The sequence below is a fragment of the Streptomyces sp. NPDC059909 genome, from assembly GCF_042730885.1.
GTDB lineage: Bacteria > Actinomycetota > Actinomycetes > Streptomycetales > Streptomycetaceae > Streptomyces.
In genome coordinates this window covers 19,919-36,331 of sequence record NZ_JBHWKX010000002.1, presented here as the reverse complement: position 1 = coordinate 36,331, position 16,413 = coordinate 19,919, and the positions used below count along the sequence as shown (strand labels likewise).

Genomic DNA, 16,413 nt, shown 5'->3' with positions numbered 1-16,413 from the left:
TCACGAGAGGAGCTCACGATGAGCATGGCGGTGGCCGGCCTGCTGGCCGGCATGGCGCTCGGCTTCGCCGGTTACTTCGGCGGTTTCGGGGCCTTTCTCCTCGTGGCCGCGCTCGGCGCGGTCGGGTTCGTGGTCGGCCGCGTCCTGGACGGCGACCTCGAACCGGGCGACTTCTTCCGGGGACGCGAGCACGGCGACCGGCGGAGGTGACACGGCGTGGCCGCGGAGTCGACTCCGCCCGTGGCGACGAAGGACATCGAGGCGGCCGAGCGGGGAGCGACGACGATCGCCGACCGGGTCGTCGCGAAGATCGCCGCGCAGGCGGCGCGGGAAGCCCTCGTACACGTACCGGAGGGGGCGGAGGCCCCCCATGCCACGGTCACGGTGCACCATGACCACGCCCGCGTGCGGATCAGTCTCGAACTCGAATACCCCTCCGACATCGGCGCGCAGTGCGGTGCCGTGCGTGGCCGTGTCACGCAGCGGGTAGAGGCGTTGGCGGGGATGAAGGTGCCCGAGGTCGACGTACAGGTCGAGCGGCTGCACTCCGTCCACACGCGCCGGGCGGCCCAGGGGAGGCTCCGATGACCGAACCCGTCGAGGGAACCGGACCGGTGCCGGGGTCCGTGAAGGAGTCCGTGAAGGAGAAGGAGCTGGACCAGTCGGCCTCCGCCGCCGCGTACCGGCCCGCCGCGGCGGACGGGCACGACCGCCGCGGACGCTTCTGGTCCAAGCGGCGGATCCCGGCCGGGCTGCTCGCGGTGGTGGTGGCCGCCGGCACGGGGCTGCTCCTGTACGACGTCGTGGCGGTACGGGCGGAGCGGCCGGCCATGGCCTGGCGCCGGTCGCTCGCCGACCAGCTGGAGCGGTGGCCCCTCGACAACACCTGGGTGCTGGTGGGCGCGGGCGTCGCGATGGCCCTCGGCGTGTGGCTGATGGTGCTCGCCGTGACGCCCGGGCTGCGGGGACTGCTGCCGATGCGGCGGGACGCGGCCGACAAGGACGTACGGGCCGGGTTGGACCGGGAGGCCGCCGCGCTGGTGCTGCGCGACCGGGCGACGGAGGTGTCCGGGGTGCAGTCCGTACGGGTCCGGATGGGGCGGCGGCGGGTCGGTGTGCGGGCGGTGTCCCACTTCCGTGAACTCGACGACGTACGCGCCGATATGGACGCGGTGCTCGGTGCGGCCATCCGGGAACTGGGGCTGGCGCATCCGCCGGCGCTGTCCGTGGTCGTCCGACGGCCCGCGAAGAAGGGGTGACCGGGATGCTGGGCGTCGTCAATCGTGTGCTGCTGGGCCTCGCCGGGCTGGTGCTGCTGGCGGCCGGGGGAGCAGTGCTCGCCGCCGGGCTCGGCCTCGGGGTGCCGTCGTGGTGGCCCTGGTCGGGTCCGGACGACGTCCTGCTGAGCGCCGGCGCGCGGCAGCGGTGGCGGGCCGAGGGCTGGTGGTGGCCGGTCGCCATCGCGGCGCTCGCGGTCCTCGTGCTGCTCGCCCTGTGGTGGCTCCTGGCGCAGCTGCGCCGCTCCCGCCTCGCGGAGGTGCTGGTCGAGAGCGGCGACGGTGAGGGCGCGCTGCTCAGGGGGCGCGCGCTGGAGGCCGTCCTCGGGGGCGAGGCGGAGGACCTGGAGGGGGTGGCCCGCGCGCAGATCGCCCTCCACGGACGCCGCACGGCCCCGACGGCCCGTGTCCGACTCCTCCTTGAGCCCTACGCGTCCCCGGGCGAGACGCTCCGCCGCCTCTCGATGGAGGCGCTGACCCATGCGCGCGACTCGGCGGGGCTCGCGTCGCTGCCGTCGGAGGTTCGCCTGCGCGCGGAGAAGCACCGGGCGCGCCGGGTGACGTGACGACCCTGCTCCAGGTCCCAGGGCTCTCGCCCGAACCCCACCGGGGCTCCGCCCCGAACGCCCGGGGAGGCGTGCCCGGTACCGCGCGGGCGGCTCCGATCGTCCGTCCTCGAACGCCGCACGGGCTGAACATCGGCTCGGTCGGCGTTGCCCCTGCCCGCATCGCGTGGCGTAGCGGGGTGCAGGGGACGACCTGGGGGGATCGCGCTGGGCAATCGTTCGGGATGCGGGCGTGCGGGGGCGCTGGTTGGCTGGTGGTGCCCGCTCATCCCGACGTCCGAGGAGTGACCATGAGCGTTGCAGGTGAATCCGGTGGGCGCGTCCGGCAGATGCGTCAGAAGGCAGAGGAATTGAAGCAGGCTGCGGAAAGGGCGACCGACCCGGAGGAGCGGCAGCGGCTCCAGGACAAGGCCCGCAGGCTGCAGGAGCAGAGCGAGCAGGAGAGCGCCATGGGTGCGGGGGACATATACCCCCAGGAGTGATGCACTCCGGCGCTCACCGGCCGGTGGCCGCTCGCGACACATCGGGCGCGAGCAGCCACCGGTTATGTGTGCGTGCACACCCCCCACGAAAGCGGCTCCGGCCCGGACGCCGCCCCGGCGCCGTGCTCAGAAGCCGTGCCGGGCCCCGCCGTCCACCGGGACCATGATGCCCGTCAGGTACGACGCGGCCGGGGACAGCAGGAACGCCGCCGTACGGCCGAACTCCTCCGGAGTGCCGTAGCGCCGCAGCGGAATGCGGGACTCGTTGGCCGCTCGGGCCGCGTCCGCATCGCCCGAGAGGGCGTCGAGTTCGCGGACGCGATCCGTGTCGATGCGGGACGGGAGCAGCCCGACGACCCGAATGCCGCGCGGGCCCAGTTCGTCGGCGATGGACTTGGCGAAGCCGGCCAGGCCGGGGCGGAGACCGTTGGAGATGGTCAGGCCCGGGATCGGCTCATGGACCGAGCCCGACAGCACGAACCCGATGACCCCGCCCTCGCCGAGCGCCTCCGCCGCGCCCCGCGCCAGCCGCACCGCACCCAGGAAGACCGTGTCGAACGCCGACCGCCACTGCTCGTCCGTGTTGTCTGCGACGAAGCCGGGCGCCGGGCCGCCGACGCTGATGAGGATGCCGTCGAAGCGGCCGAAGTGCTCCCGCGCCGCCGTGATCAGACGCTCGGCGACGGCCGGGTCGGCGTTGTCCACGGCGACGCCGACCGCGTGCGGGCCCAGTTCGGCGGCGGCTTCCGTGACCGACTTCTGTTCCCGCCCCGTGATGACCAGCTTCGCGCCGTCCGCGGCCAGGGCCCGCGCCGCCGCGTTCCCCAGCCCCCGCGTCGCTCCGGTGACGACGTACACACGGTCCTTCAGTCCAAGATCCATGGGCCCTATCCTGCCGTCTCGTGTGTGGCCGGCGACAGTCCGGGGGCTTTAGCGGCCGTCGTCCGTTACGCGGCCGTCGTCACGGGCTCCGCCGCCTCCGGCTCGCCCGCGGCCGCCGCCCGGTCACGCTTCTCGCGGCGCACGAGGATCCCCCAGCCGACGGGCACACCGGCCCCGAACAGCCACCACTGGACGGCGTACGCCATGTGCGGGCCGATGGAGTCGTGGTCGGGGTCGGGGATCAGCTCGGGCGAGCCCCCGGCGGGTTCCGGCGCGGTCTGCTCCAGATAGCCGCCGAGCACGGGCCGGCCGAGGCTCTTCGCCTGCTGCCCGCTGTTGATCAGCATGATCTGGCGGGGCGGCAGCCCGGAGAGATCCTTGATCCCGCTGGAGCCCGTCGTCTGGTCGGCCATGAGCCGCCCGGTGACGTTCACCTCGCCCTTGGGCGCCGGCGGCACCTCGGGGAAGGCCGCCTGGTCGGCCGCGGCGGGCACCCAGCCCCGGTTCACGAGGACCGCGCGGCCGTCGGCGAGGACCAGGGGGGTCAGTACGTGGAAGCCGACCCGGTCGTCGGCGTTCGTGCGGCGGCGTACGACGACCTCGTGGGCGGTGTCGTAGGTGCCGGTCGCGGTGACCCGCCGCCAGTAGTCGGCGCGCGGCACGGTGTTTCCGGGGGACGTCAGCTCGGTGACCGGGACGGGCCGGGCGGAGAGGTTGTCCGCGATCAGCTTGTTCTGCGCGACCCGGTGCTGGTGCCGGTGCAGCTGCCAGAAGCCCAGCTCGACGATCACGGGGATGAGGACGAGGCTGACGAGGGTGAGGATCACCCACTGCCGGGACAACAGGAAGCGGTACACCCCATGACCGTACAACTCGGCCATGGGGTGCTCGGAGGGAGGGGTCGGGGAGCCCGGGGAATCCGGAGGGGTCCGGATGAGGCCGGGGGAGTCCGAGGGTGCGGACCCGCGGTCGGTGGCTCAGACCTTGTCGACGATGCCCGTCCTTCCCTCCGCGCGGGCGCAGTGGGCGCCGCAGTACCAGTGGCCGTCGGCCTCGACGCCCTGGCCGATGATCTGGACCCGGCAGTGTTCACAGACGGGCGCCATCCGGTGGATGGCGCAGGAGAAGCAGTCGAAGACGTGCACCGCGCCCTGCGCGTGCACCTCGAAGGACATGCCGTAGTCGTTTCCGCAGACCTCGCAACGTGCCATGCGCCGCATGCTGCGGAGCGCGGGGCGCCGGAGCAAGATCCCTGCTGGCGGGTCGGCGCGGCTGCACCCGACCGGCGCAGCGAGCCCTGCCCGGGACGTCACGGGCGCAGACCGGCCGACCACGCGGACGCGGGAGCCGGCGTCCGGACCATGCGGGCCGTCACCGAGCGCCGGGACGGCCTCGGCGCGGACGTCATTCCTCCGCCGGGGCCACGTCCCTCAGGAGCTGTGTGAACGCCGCCTCGTCGACGATCGGCGTCCCGTACGACTTCGCCCTGACCGTCTTCGAGGTCGCCGCGTCGGGGTCGTTGGTGACGAGCAGGCTCGTCAGCCGGGAGACGCTCGTCGCGACATGAAGCCCTGCCTCGATCGCACGGTCCTCCAGTAGCTCGCGCTCGATGGAGGTGTCGCCCGAAAACGCCACCCTCATGCCCTGCTTGAGTGGTTTGTCCGCTTCATAGCGGCCCGGGTTGGGGTACGGACACGCAGGCCGTCGGCGGGACGGGCGCCAGCTGTTCAGCCGGTACGAGGACCCCGACGCCTGGTGGCCGATGCGCGGAGCGGTGGGCGCGGACGACCACTCGGTCAGCGGCCGGCACTCCAGCAGGGGCAGTCGCACCCCGCGCTCTGCGGCCGCGTGCAGACTCGGCCGGAACGCCTCGGCCAGTACCCGCGCGTCGTCCAGCGCGTTGTGCGCGCGCTGCTGCACGACGCCGAAGTGGGCGGCGAGCGACTCCAGCTTGTGGTTGGGCAGCGGGAGCGCGAGCTCCTTGGACAGCGCGATCGTGCAGAGCCGCTGGCGCACCGGTGCGACGCGCTCCGCCCGTGCGTACTCCCTCGCGATCATCGACCAGTCGAAGATCGCGTTGTGCGCGACGAGGACCCGGCCGTCCAGCCGGTGGGCGAACTCATGGGCGATATCGGTAAAAAGGGGCGCGCTCTCCAGCAGGTCGCTCGTCAGGCCGTGGATCCACACCGGGCCCGGATCCCGCTCCGGATTCACCAGCGTGTACCAGTGGTCCTCGACGTTTCCCTGGGCGTCCAGCCGGTAGACGGCAGCCGACACTATCCGGTCGTCGCGGGCGAGTCCGGTGGTCTCCACGTCGACGACCGCGTACCCCTGGGGATACGCGGCCGGCCACGCTGCAGCTGTCGTACGGTCGTCGAGCATGGTCACAGAGCTTACGGGCCACCACTGACACGCCTGTCCCGGGCCGGTGGTGACCGGTCGGCCGGAGCGACCGGTCAGCCGAGCGCCGCCACAAGGTCCCCCGCCGCCAGTTGTTCCAGCCCGCAGCTGTCAACAGGCCCCGGCAGCAGCCGGTATACGGACCGGGCGGCACCCGACGGTGCCAGGTCGCCCTGCACCAGCGCGAGCAGCACCTCGCGCCCCTGCGCGACCTGCTCCGCGTCGACGGCCCTGCCCCGGCCCTGCGGCTCCGTCAGCCCCCGCACACGGGCGGCGAAGTCCGTGCGCTGCTCGCCCTCGCGCCGCCGGTAGTGCCACAGCTCCTCGCGCCGCACCACCGCCACCTCGTCCGTGCGCGCGGCCGCATGCCAGACCGCCAGGTCCCACAGGGTCGTACGGCCCGCCGTGAAGTACTGGTACAGGTCCTTGCCGATCCGGCCCAGATCGGCGCGGACCTCGCCCTGCGGCAGCGGCTGGGTGCTGCCGCGCGGCAGGGAGACCAGCGCCCTCGCCGCCCTGCTCTCGGCCGCAGGGACGGTGAGACCTGCCAGGTCCGCGTCCAGCACGGCCACGTCGAACCGGGACGCACCGGACAGCCGGCGCACGACCTCGCGCTCCAGCAGCGCGCACACCCGCTCGACCGTGGCCGCGGGCAGCGGGGCGCGCGTGTCGTCCAGCGTGTACGAATGCGCCACCTGGCCGCGCGGGAAGAACCCCGGCGCTCGCCCGGCAGCTGACGGATCCTCATCCGTCCGAGCGCGGCCGGCAGGGGACCGGGACCCGCCTTGGCCAGCCCGTGCTCCAGGACGTTCAGCACCGCGGACGACGGCTCGCCGTCCTCGTGCAGACGCAGGACGTGGTCGAGCCGGCGCAGCAGCTCGCCGGGCCGTTGCGCGAGGAGACGGACGGCCGTGTCCAGCTCGCGCTCGGCGAGCGCCGACCCGACCCGTCCCGTCCAGGTGTTCGGCTTGACCCGGACGCCGGCGCCGATGCCGGCGTCGTCGATCCGTACCGCCCCCGGATGCCCGGCTGCCGTGCGCAGCAGTGCCTCGCCCATCGGCCCTGCGGACAGGTCGGTGGCACGCACCACAGCGAACGCGAGCGCCGCACTCGGGTGGCGCTCGTACCGCTCGTACGGGTGAAGGATCTCCGCCGCCCGCTTCCACCGCATCGAGTGACGCAGCAGGTCCTCGACGAGTGACGTCGGGTCCAGCGCGTCGAGCACGCCCAGCAGTTCGCGCCGCAGCCCGCGCGGCAGCGACCGGAACCGCCGCTCCTCGAGCAGATCGGCCTCACCGCCCGACCAGACGCACAGCAGCCGCAGCACATCGGTCGTGGTGGTCAGGTACGCGGGCAGCAGCGGCCGTGCGGTCTCGCGCGTGCGCCGGTCCAGCAGGAGCGTGCCCAGGACGAGGGCCTTGGTCTCGGGTACGGGAATGTCGTCCGGCAGCCAGTCGAGATCGGCCGGGGCGTGCGCGAGGAGCACCTTCACGTCGTCCCGGTCCCGCGGTGGCAGCGGCGTGCGGCGGGCGAGCAGCTTCTCCAGGGCCCTGGCCGTGTCGGCGCCCGCGTCGATACCGAGCGCGAGGGGCTTCAGCGGGCCCGCGTAGCCGTCGGCCTTGCGTGCGGCGGGCCGGTACGGCCGGAAGAAGGGGTCCGTGCGGTCGATGCGGCGGTGGCAGACCGGGCAGCCGGAGTAGTCCGCGCCGTCCCAGCAGGTCCGGCACACGAGATGCGCGCACGGCGCGACCGGGCGCACGCCGCCGACCGTGCCGCACAGCACGCACGCTGATCGGGCCACTGCAGGAGCAGCGTGAACACCTGGTCGATGTACAGCTGGTACGTGTTCCCCGGCACGGACAGGTGATTCCGTCAGTTCCCGTGCGCGAGCAGCGACTCCACCAGTGCTTTCACGGAGACGGCGAAGAGCTTCTCCGGATCGGCGCGCCGGGCCAGCGCACGGGCCAGGGCCGGATCGTGCTCGGCGGTCTCGGTGGCCCACAGCTCCTCCTCGCCCGGGGACTGCACGGGCGCGCGCTCCCGGTTCCGCTCGACGAGGACGAAGCCGACGATCTGAAGCTGTGTGGCTCGGCACGGCCCTTCACAGGCCCGACCAGATTCGGGGTCGGCGCCCCCCTGCTCCGGGGCGTGCACGGCTCTTTACCGTTCCTTGGCGCTACGAGGCGGGGCTAGCTCTTGTGCAGCGGGTCACCCCGAACGGTCTTGGGTGACCTGGTTCCCCGCGTACGCACCGCGGCGGCGGCACACGTCCTGCGTGTGATCCAGTTCGCGGCGGGCGGAGTCCCTGTTGCGCAACGAGTCCGGCCAGGCCTGACTGGTCCGATGCCCCGCACCATCCTCCGGTGGTACGGGGGCGGTGCCACTCGACGCCGCGGGCGAACTGCGATGTGCATGCACGACAGTACGAATCTCTTGCCTCAAGTCGACCGCTTCTCCGGTGCGTTCACCCGAATGGGCGTTCCGACTCGGATGCGCACGTCTCTGGACCCTTCGCCCGGCACGTGTAACTGTGCAGCCCGCATCAGGGAACGCGCCCCGACGAAGGGTGGTACGACATGGCACGCGTACGGTACGGCGCGCGCACCGAGGCCGAGATCGCGGCCGCCCGCGCAGCCGGTGCCAAGCTCCCCGACATCTGGTCCACGGGCGTCGTGGCGGTGTGGGAGACCGACCCGGACGCGGTCGCGGCCGTCCTGCCGCCGCCGCTCAAACCCACCGAACGCCCGCTCGTACGGGCCAACATCAGCAAGGTCGACCTCCCCGGCTATCCTCTCGGCGCGGGCTCGGTCGCCGTCGCCGCCGCCCACGGCGACCAGCAGGGCTGGTATCCGCTCGTCATGCCGATGACCCATGAGCGCGCCCTCATCGGCGGCCGTGAGGTCTTCGGCGAGCCGAAGAAGCTGGGCGAGGTCGGCGTCGAGCGCGACGGCCTGGTCGTACGGGCGTCCCTCGCCCGGCACGGCATCGCGTTCGTCGAGGTCCGGGGCGCGGTGTCCGGGCCGCTGCCGCTGCCCGGGCCCACCGAGAAGGTCGACTTCTACTTCAAGTTCCTTCCGGCGGTGGACGGCGGCGGTACCGGCTTCGACACCGACCCGGTCCTCGTCCACTGCGTACGCAACGAGAAGTTCCGCAGGCTGGAGCGGCTCACCGGCGACGTCGTCCTGCGCGAGTCGATGTACGACCCGGTCGCCGACCTGCCCGTACGCACAATCGTGGAGCTCACCATCGGCGAGAAGACCACCGACCAGAAGGGGCGCGTGGTCGAACGCGTCAGCGCCCAGGCCCTTCTGCCGTACATCCACCAGCGGTACGACGACCCGCAGCAGATCCTCGACGGGCCGCCGGAGGGGAGCGTCCGGTGAGGCTCGAGGAGGGACAGGTCGCCGTCGTCACCGGCGCGGCGAGCGGCATCGGGCTGGCGATGGCGCGGCGGTTCGCCGCCGAGGGGCTGCGGGTCGTCCTCGCGGATGTCGAGGAGGCCGCCCTGCGCAAGGCCGAGGACGATCTCGCCGCGGACGGCGCGCACGTCCTCGGGCGGGTCGTCGACGTGTCGGACCGCGACTCCGTGCAGCGGCTCGCCGACACCGCGTACGAGACCTTCGGCGCCGTCCATGTCCTGTGCAACAACGCGGGGGTCGGCTCCGGAGCCGAGGGCCGGATGTGGGAGCACGAGCCGAACGACTGGAAGTGGGCCTTCGCGGTCAATGTGTGGGGCGTCTTCCACGGCATCCAGGCCTTCGTCCCGCGCATGATCGCCGGTGGCGAGCCCGGCCACGTCGTGAACACCTCGTCCGGCGACGGCGGGATCGCCCCGCTGCCCACCGCGTCCGTGTACGCCGTCACCAAGGCGGCCGTCGTGACGATGACCGAGTCGCTCTACGCGCACCTGCGGGCCGAGGGAGCCGCAGTGGGGGCCTCCGTGCTCTTCCCCGGCCCGCACATGCTCCGCACCGGCCTGTGGGAGTCGCACCGCAACAGGCCCTCGCGCTACGCCAAGGAGCGGCCGCGCAGGACCCCGTACCGCAGCCTCGACCAGTGGGAGGCGGCGATGAGGGCAGCCGGGAACGAGGTGACGTTCACGCCGGTGGAGGAGGTCGCCGAGCACGTCGTGGACGGGATCAGGGCCGACCGCTTCTGGATGCTCCCGGCGAGCGAGCACAGCGACCGCCAGATCCGGGCGAGGTCGCAGTCGATGCTCGACCGCGCCGACCCGTCGTACCTGGAGAGCTTCATTCTCGACTGACCGCGCTCGCATTCCTGACCGAGGGAGCCGTGATGACGGACCCGAACGAACCGCACACGAAGGACCCGCACCCGAACGACCCCTACCTGATCATCTCCTCCGACTGCCACGCCGGGCTGCCCACCGAGCGGTACCGGCCCTACCTCGACGCCCGCTTCCACCGCGACTTCGACGAGTTCCTCGCCGGGCGCGACCGCCGCCGGGAGGAGATGACCCGGCTCGGCGTACGCAACGAGGCCTTCGCGAACAAATGGTTCAGCGACAACGAGGAAGGCCTGCGCGGCGGCTGGGACACCGCGCAGCGGCTGAAGGAACTCGACGGTGACGGGGTGGCCGCCGAGGTCGTCTTCCCCGACGCGGACGCCGTCGACAGCCGGACCGCCGCTCCCTTCGGCGTCGGCCTCGGGCTCTCCGGAGACCAGGACCCGGACCTCGGCATGGCGGGTGCGCAGGCGCACAATCGCTGGCTGGCGGACTTCGTGTCCGAGAACCCTGAACGGCACTGCGGAGTCGCGCTGCTCCCCGTCACCGGTGGGGTCGACAAGGTCGTCGCCGAGATCCACCGGGCCAAGGAGTCCGGGCTCGGCGCGCTGATGATCCCGTCGATGTGGGTGGACAAGGCCCCGTACCACGACCGGCGTTACGACCCGGTCTGGGCGGCCGCCGCCGAGACCGCCATGCCGCTCGTCACCCACTCGGGCGCCGCCCCGCGCCACGAGTACGGCGACCACCTCGGGATCTACGTGTCCGAGGTGACCTGGTGGCCCGCCCGGCCCCTGTGGTTCCTGCTCTGGTCCGGGGTCTTCGAGCGGCACCCCGGCCTGAAATTCGGCGTCGCGGAGTCGGGCTGCTGGTGGCTGCCGAATCTGCTCTGGTTCATGGACCGGCTCTATCTCGGCGCGCACGGCGGCAAGAAACTCTCGCCCTTCGCCGAGCTGCGGCGTCCGCCGAGCCAGTACCTGGACCGGCAGGTCTTCATCTGCGCCACCAACACCAAGCGCCGCGAACTCGCCCAGCGGTACGAGATCGGCATCGACAACATCCTCTGGGGCTCCGACTTCCCGCACCCCGAAGGCACCTGGCCGAACACCCGCGCCTGGCTGAAGAACACCTTCCACGACATCCCGGTCGCCGAGACCCGCCGCATCCTCGGCCTCGCGGCCGCCGAGGTGTTCGGCTTCGACACCGCCGGGCTCGCGCCGATCGCACGCCGGATCGGCCCGACCCCGGCCGACCTGGGCCAGCCCGACGATCAGGCGGCGGTCGAGGCGTCCTGGGCGCGCTCGCGCGAGGTCGGCCGCCACTGGCTGACCGACCACGACTTCCCGGTCCTGGGGGTGAACTGACCGATGGGCGACCGCTACACGGTCATCTCCGCCGACTGCCATGCCGGCGCGGACCTGCTCGACTACAAGCCGTACCTGGAGAAGCGGTACCACGACGACTTCGACGCGTGGGCGGCGACGTACGTCAATCCGTACGAGGACCTGCTCGCCGACACCGCGGACCGCAACTGGAACTCGGACCGCAGGGTCGCCGAACTGGAGGCCGACGGCATCGTCGCCGAGGTCGTCTTCCCCAACACCATCCCGCCCTTCTTCCCGTCCGCCTCGCTGATGGCACCGGCGCCGACGCGCGAGGAGTACGAGCAGCGGTGGGCCGGGCTGCGTGCCCACAACCGCTGGCTCGCCGACTTCTGCTCCCTCGTCCCGGGGCGACGGGCGGGTGTCGCACAGATCCTGCTGAACGACGTGGACGAGGCCGTCGCGGAGATCCGCCGGACCAAGGAGGCCGGCCTCACCGGCGGCATCCTGCTGCCAGGCGCCCCGCCCGGCTCGGGCATCCCCGAGCTGTACTCGGCCACGTACGACGCGCTGTGGGCGGTGTGCGAGGAGCTCGACGTACCGGTCAACCACCACGGGGGCTCCGCGTCCCCGCCGCTGGGCGACGAACCCGCCGCGCGGGCCGTGTTCATGGTGGAGACGACGTGGTTCTCGCACCGGGCGCTCTGGCACCTGATCTTCGGCGGCGCCTTCCGCCGCCACCCGGGGCTGAAGCTCGTGCTGACCGAGCAGGGCTCGGGCTGGATCCCGGCGGTCGTCGAGATGCTGGACTACTACCACGGCCGGCTCGTCGCCGCGGCCTCCCGGGCCTCCACCGCGGAGTCCAAATTCGGTGCGGGACTCGCCGCCTCCATGGGCAAGGGGCCCAGCGAGGTCTGGCGCGACAACTGTTTCGTCGGCGCGAGCTTCATGCGCCCCCACGAGGTGCCGCTGCGCGACCGGATCGGCCTCGACAAGATCATGTGGGGCTGTGACTACCCGCACGACGAGGGGACGACCCCGTACTCCCGCGAAGGCCTCCGCATCGCCTACGCGGGACTGCCCCGCGACGAGATCGCGGCGATGACGGGCGGCAACGCGGCCCGGGTGTACGGCTTCGACCTCGCCTTCCTCGACGGGATCGCCGCCGTCCACGGCCCGACCGTCGAGGAGATCGCCGAACCCCTGAAGGAGGTCCCGGCCGACGCCACCAGCCCCGCCTTCGCACCGGGCGGGTCGGTGCGCGTCTGGTGACCGCCCGGGATGAGACCCTCCCCGGGTGACCGAACCGACGCACCATGAGCCCCACGGCGAATCCCTCGGCATCCGCCTCAACTGGCTGCGTGCCGCGGTCCTCGGCGCCAACGACGGCATCGTGTCCACGGCGGGCCTCGTCGTCGGCGTCGCGGGCGCGACCAGCGACCGGGCGGCCCTGCTCACGGCCGGCCTCGCCGGACTGCTCGCCGGCTCCATGTCCATGGCGGCCGGCGAGTACGTCTCGGTCTCCACCCAGCGCGACTCGGAGAAGGCGGCGCTGGCGGTCGAGAAGCGTGAGCTGCGCGAGGAGCCGGAGGCCGAACTCGACGAGCTCACCGACCTGCTGGAGGAACGCGGCCTCACCCGCGATCTCGCCCGCGAGGCCGCGATCCAGCTCACCGAACGCGACGCCCTGCGCGCCCATGCGCGGGTCGAGCTCGGTATCAACCCGGACGAGCTGACCAGCCCCTGGCAGGCGGCCGGCGCGAGCTTCCTCGCCTTCACGGCCGGGGCCCTGCTCCCCCTGCTGGCGATGGTGCTGCCGCCGTCCTCGTCCCGGCTGTGGGTGACCGTGGTGTCGGTCCTCGTCGCCCTGACCTTCACCGGCTGGTGGAGCGCCCGGCTGGGGGCGGCGCCGGCACGGCCGGCGATGGTGCGGAACGTGGGCGGGGGAGCGCTGGCGATGGGGGTGACGTACGCGGCGGGGTCGTTGCTGGGGGCGGCGGGGGTCTAACCCTGTCGTCCGGCACCGCCCTGGCCGCGGCGCACGATACGACCGGGCGGGAACAGCTCATCGCCGGTCACGGGCGTGCCGCCGCTCAGGGTGAGCACCAACTGTTCCAGGCCGAGCAGCGGCCGCAGGTCCAGTCCCCCCTCGGGCCCTGTGCACTCCGAGAGCCAGAGCGACGTCAGCCCGGGCAGCTCCCGCAGCGCGTCGAGCCCGCTCGGCACCTCGCAGCGCCACATGATCAGCCGGTCCAGTTCGGTCAGGTGAACGATCCGGCGCAGGTCGAGCGAGCTCTGCATCTGGAACCGCAGGCGGGTCAGCCCGGCGAGTGAGGGCATCGCGGCGACCTGCCGGCCCTGCCTGTCGCCCACCACCGTGAGGTCGCGGAGCTCTGGCCAGCGTTCGATCCCGTCGAGCCGCACGTCCTGCGAGCCCGGGAGCAGCCCGAGTTCGGTGAGCTGGGGGCCGATCGGCAGTTCGCCGACGGTGCGTACCGGAACGGCGTAGCCGAACACGGCGCGGTCGAGCCCGGTCATCTCCCGCAGCGGTTCCAGGCGTACGTCCGGCCCCATCTCGTGGAGGTACAGCTGCTCCAGCGCCGGCCCCGCGACCGGTGACAGGTCGGTCAGCCCGGTGCACTGATCGAAGGCGATCCCCTTGAGACCGGGGAACCTGCCCAGCGGTGAAAGGTCCGTCAGGCCGGCGTTCTTGTGGAACAGGAACGCCCGCGGATTCCGCAGGACGTGCAGCGCGGTGAGATCGGTGTGATCACCCGTCAGATGGACACTCCGGGCCTTCGGTGCATGCCGCAGCGCGGACAGCTGCTCCACCGTACGTACGTGCAGGTAGCTGTGCTCCCATGTCCCGCCGGCCACCACCGCCCTCGCGTAGTCCTCGGTGTCGAACAGGCGCCAGGCATGGGACAGCTGGAGACACACCGGATAGCGCTCGTCCTCCCGGAAGCGGGCGACGACTTCCATGCCGGCGTCGCCGCCCACCAGCGCCGCCGTCCGCACCACCGCCGCCGCCGCGTCCTCGTCCAGCCCCTCCTCCGGACCCGGCAGCAGCTCCAGCACGAGGGGGCCGACCTTCGCCAGTTCCTCCGCCTGCTCGAGGCTGCGCGGCGGCACCAGCTCCCGCGTGCGCGCCCGGACCGTGACCCGCACCTCCGGGTCCAGTTCCGGCGCATGCTCCAGGCACGCCGCCGCCAGCAGCACCAGCCGGTGGCGCAGTTTCGGCGCACGGTCGGCGCGGCGCAGCAACTGCTTCAGCAGCCGGGCCCGTTCCTCCGCCCGGGCATGCCCCACCGCCATCTGGACGACGTCGTCCCACTGGTCGTCGTGCGCGTTGCGCACCAGCACCCCGAAGTCCCGCGCCTCCACCGCCGCCTTCGCGCCCAGATAGTCCTGGAAGGTGCGGTGCACGAAGTCCACCGCACCCGGCGCCGGTTCGCACAGCAGCCCGCTGCGGATCAGCAGATGCGAGAACACCTGCTCGGCCGTGCCCCGCACCTGCGGCATCGACGTGAGCCACTCGGCCACCATCTCGACGGCTTCCGCCCGGTCGGCCTCCCACTGGCCGTTGCGGATGAGCCAGTACGCGAGCCGCTGCAGCAGCGCCGTCTGCTCCTCGCGGGTGAGGTCGACGCCCTCGACCCCGATGATCTCCCGTTCCGTGTCACGCCGTACGAGGAGCATGTCGAGCGCCGCGTCGTACAGCTCCTTGCGGGCACGCGGCAGTTGCATCCGGCGGTCGCGGTTCAGCGCGCACAGCAGTGCGCACATCAGCGGGTTGGTGGCGAGCCTGCCGAGGTCCCTGCGGGTGGACACGGCCTGGAGCAGGGAGGCCTCGTACGCCTCCAACTGGTCGCGCTCGGTGCCGTCGGGGCACTCCAGCCGGGCCGCTTCGTGCCAGTGGCCGATGAACGCCCGGATGTCGTCCCGGTCCATCGGCAGCAGCGAGTGCGCCGTGAATCCCTGCCGTGCCGGCCAGTCCCCGGGCACCACGGACGGCCGGGTCGTCACCACGTAGCGGGCCTGCGGGAAGGCCGTGACCAGTGACCTCAGCCAGGACTCCGTGCGCTGCCGCAGCCGCGTGGGCACCTCGTCCACGCCGTCGACCAGGACCAGTGCCCGGCCCCCGGCAAGCAGATCCTCGGCCCATCCCGCGGGTGCGCTCAGCGGCACCCCGCTCGCCCGCAGGAAGTCCTCGGGAGTCGGCAGTGCGTCGGCCGACGTGAAGGCGCGCAGCCGCAGGACGAACGGAATGCACCGGTTCCAGTCCGCCAGAGCGCCGTCGAAGCCGCGCCGGGCGGCGTTCAGCGCCAGCCACTGCACCAGCGTGCTCTTGCCCGATCCGGCCGGACCGCGCAGCACCAGCCGGTCCGCTGCGGCCAGCATCTGCTCCGCCTTCACGGTGGCCTGGCCCGTGTGCGGCAGCTCGAACCCCTCCTGGTGGCCCGCGTCCCCGCTCACCCCCAGGCTGATGTACGCCGTGTCCAGCGGCCACTCCCGCGCCGACCGCCCCAGCGTCAGCCCGAACAGCTCCAGGCGTCCGTGCGTCGCCGCCACGTACTCCGCGTACCGCTGCTCGAACTCCAGGGCCGCCGCGGCCGGGGTGCGGGCCGCCTGCGCGGCCAGCGCCTCCACCGCGTCCAGGGTCCGCCCCGCGGCGCGTGTCTGCTCCACCGCCGCACGCGCCGCGAACGACGGCTGCGCGGTGACCTGTTCGACCAGATGGGTGCAGCAGAGGCCGAGCAGTTCCTCGTACAGCTCGTCCGCACGCGCGCTCAGCCCGGCGGCCTCCGGCACGCGGCGCAGTGTGTCCCGCAGGCGCTCCGGGTCGAGACCGACGGCGAAGAGCCGCTCGGCGTCGATGACCCCCGCCGCGGCGAAGCTGTCCCGCACCGCGTCGACGGCCGCCAGCCGCTCGTGCTCCGGCAGCCCGCCGTACGCGTCCTGGAGGCGGCCGCCCAGCACCTTGGCCAGCCGGTCGGGCCCGGCCGGGCGGGGGAGGGGGCGCAGCGGCGCCCGTACGAGACCCGCACCCGGGCGGGGCGCGAGGAGTGATCTGGCCACGGAACCGATCACCGTGCCGGCGAGCCGTGCCAGCGCGACTTCCAGTCCCTGCACCACGGAGATCACTCTATGGCGCACGAACCGGCCCCGGACCCGCTTGGCGGAAGTGGCCAAAAGTCGCTGACAGCTTGTCTCGCATACTTGTTGGTAACGGCATCT

General features: G+C 72.7%; 18 protein-coding genes. 11 read left to right on the top strand and 7 right to left on the bottom strand.

Annotated elements, in window-relative coordinates:
- The first annotated feature begins 18 nt into the window (after positions 1-18).
- The 5 genes from ACFV9O_RS02185 to ACFV9O_RS02165 all read left to right on the top strand — a co-directional run bounded on the left by ACFV9O_RS02185 (position 19) and on the right by ACFV9O_RS02165 (position 2,325).
- Positions 19-210, top strand: a complete 192-nt coding sequence (locus ACFV9O_RS02185; protein ID WP_385411193.1) for a hypothetical protein — start codon at positions 19-21, stop codon at positions 208-210.
- A gap of 6 nt (positions 211-216) precedes the next feature.
- Positions 217-588 (top strand): Asp23/Gls24 family envelope stress response protein, encoded by a 372-nt coding sequence (locus ACFV9O_RS02180; RefSeq protein ID WP_385411191.1) that lies wholly within the window; start codon positions 217-219, stop codon positions 586-588.
- The gene (locus tag ACFV9O_RS02175) at positions 585-1,259 is read left to right on the top strand and encodes a DUF6286 domain-containing protein (protein ID WP_385411189.1); all 675 of its coding nucleotides are present in this window, start codon (positions 585-587) and stop codon (positions 1,257-1,259) included. The genes ACFV9O_RS02180 and ACFV9O_RS02175 overlap by 4 nt, the downstream gene beginning before the upstream one ends.
- 5 nt (positions 1,260-1,264) lie before the next feature.
- Positions 1,265-1,843: an alkaline shock response membrane anchor protein AmaP gene (gene amaP / locus ACFV9O_RS02170; RefSeq protein WP_385411761.1), complete on the top strand. Its 579-nt coding sequence runs from the start codon at positions 1,265-1,267 to the stop codon at positions 1,841-1,843.
- 290 nt (positions 1,844-2,133) lie between these two features.
- Positions 2,134-2,325, top strand: coding sequence for a DUF6381 family protein (locus tag ACFV9O_RS02165; protein ID WP_351225188.1), 192 nt, complete (start codon positions 2,134-2,136; stop codon positions 2,323-2,325).
- A gap of 126 nt (positions 2,326-2,451) precedes the next feature.
- Here ACFV9O_RS02165 and ACFV9O_RS02160 read toward each other — a convergent pair whose 3' ends face one another.
- The 5 genes from ACFV9O_RS02160 to ACFV9O_RS02140 all read right to left on the bottom strand — a co-directional run bounded on the left by ACFV9O_RS02160 (position 2,452) and on the right by ACFV9O_RS02140 (position 6,302).
- Positions 2,452-3,207: an SDR family oxidoreductase gene (locus ACFV9O_RS02160; protein WP_385411187.1), complete on the bottom strand. Its 756-nt coding sequence runs from the start codon at positions 3,205-3,207 to the stop codon at positions 2,452-2,454.
- A 65-nt stretch (positions 3,208-3,272) separates the two neighbouring features.
- Positions 3,273-4,064, bottom strand: a complete 792-nt coding sequence (locus tag ACFV9O_RS02155) for an SURF1 family protein (protein WP_385411758.1) — start codon at positions 4,062-4,064, stop codon at positions 3,273-3,275.
- Between the two features lie 120 nt (positions 4,065-4,184).
- Positions 4,185-4,418, bottom strand: coding sequence for a hypothetical protein (locus tag ACFV9O_RS02150; RefSeq protein ID WP_385411186.1), 234 nt, complete (start codon positions 4,416-4,418; stop codon positions 4,185-4,187).
- Between the two features lie 193 nt (positions 4,419-4,611).
- Positions 4,612-5,595, bottom strand: a complete 984-nt coding sequence (locus tag ACFV9O_RS02145; RefSeq protein ID WP_385411184.1) for a DEDDh family exonuclease — start codon at positions 5,593-5,595, stop codon at positions 4,612-4,614.
- Between the two features lie 68 nt (positions 5,596-5,663).
- Entirely contained in the window at positions 5,664-6,302 is a 639-nt protein-coding gene (locus tag ACFV9O_RS02140; protein WP_385411815.1) for a hypothetical protein, read from the bottom strand.
- Positions 6,303-6,403: 101 nt separating this feature from the next.
- Here ACFV9O_RS02140 and ACFV9O_RS02135 point away from each other — a divergent pair, with 101 nt between their 5' ends.
- A complete protein-coding gene (locus ACFV9O_RS02135; protein ID WP_385411813.1) occupies positions 6,404-6,808 on the top strand; it encodes a hypothetical protein in 405 nt (134 codons plus the stop codon).
- Positions 6,809-7,479: 671 nt separating this feature from the next.
- Here the strand turns inward: ACFV9O_RS02135 and ACFV9O_RS02130 are convergent.
- The gene (locus ACFV9O_RS02130; protein ID WP_385411182.1) at positions 7,480-7,761 is read right to left on the bottom strand and encodes a hypothetical protein; all 282 of its coding nucleotides are present in this window, start codon (positions 7,759-7,761) and stop codon (positions 7,480-7,482) included.
- A gap of 422 nt (positions 7,762-8,183) precedes the next feature.
- On the opposite strand from ACFV9O_RS02130, the gene ACFV9O_RS02125 reads away from it, so the two are divergent.
- From ACFV9O_RS02125 to ACFV9O_RS02105, 5 genes are read left to right on the top strand one after another with little or no spacing between them, the layout of a single operon-like run.
- Positions 8,184-8,990 carry an acetoacetate decarboxylase family protein gene (locus tag ACFV9O_RS02125; RefSeq protein ID WP_385411181.1) on the top strand — a complete coding sequence of 269 codons (807 nt, stop codon included), beginning with the start codon at positions 8,184-8,186 and terminating at the stop codon, positions 8,988-8,990.
- Positions 8,987-9,871 (top strand): SDR family NAD(P)-dependent oxidoreductase, encoded by an 885-nt coding sequence (locus tag ACFV9O_RS02120; protein WP_385411179.1) that lies wholly within the window; start codon positions 8,987-8,989, stop codon positions 9,869-9,871. Before ACFV9O_RS02125 ends, ACFV9O_RS02120 begins: the two co-directional genes overlap by 4 nt.
- 32 nt (positions 9,872-9,903) lie before the next feature.
- Positions 9,904-11,217, top strand: coding sequence for an amidohydrolase family protein (locus ACFV9O_RS02115; protein ID WP_385411177.1), 1,314 nt, complete (start codon positions 9,904-9,906; stop codon positions 11,215-11,217).
- Between the two features lie 3 nt (positions 11,218-11,220).
- Positions 11,221-12,447 carry an amidohydrolase family protein gene (locus tag ACFV9O_RS02110; RefSeq protein WP_385411175.1) on the top strand — a complete coding sequence of 409 codons (1,227 nt, stop codon included), beginning with the start codon at positions 11,221-11,223 and terminating at the stop codon, positions 12,445-12,447.
- 25 nt (positions 12,448-12,472) lie between these two features.
- Positions 12,473-13,183, top strand: a complete 711-nt coding sequence (locus ACFV9O_RS02105) for a VIT family protein (protein WP_385411173.1) — start codon at positions 12,473-12,475, stop codon at positions 13,181-13,183.
- Here ACFV9O_RS02105 and ACFV9O_RS02100 read toward each other — a convergent pair.
- Positions 13,180-16,311 carry an NACHT domain-containing protein gene (locus ACFV9O_RS02100; protein WP_385411172.1) on the bottom strand — a complete coding sequence of 1,044 codons (3,132 nt, stop codon included), beginning with the start codon at positions 16,309-16,311 and terminating at the stop codon, positions 13,180-13,182. The two genes, ACFV9O_RS02105 and ACFV9O_RS02100, sit on opposite strands and share 4 nt — an antisense overlap.
- Positions 16,312-16,413 lie beyond the last annotated feature (102 nt).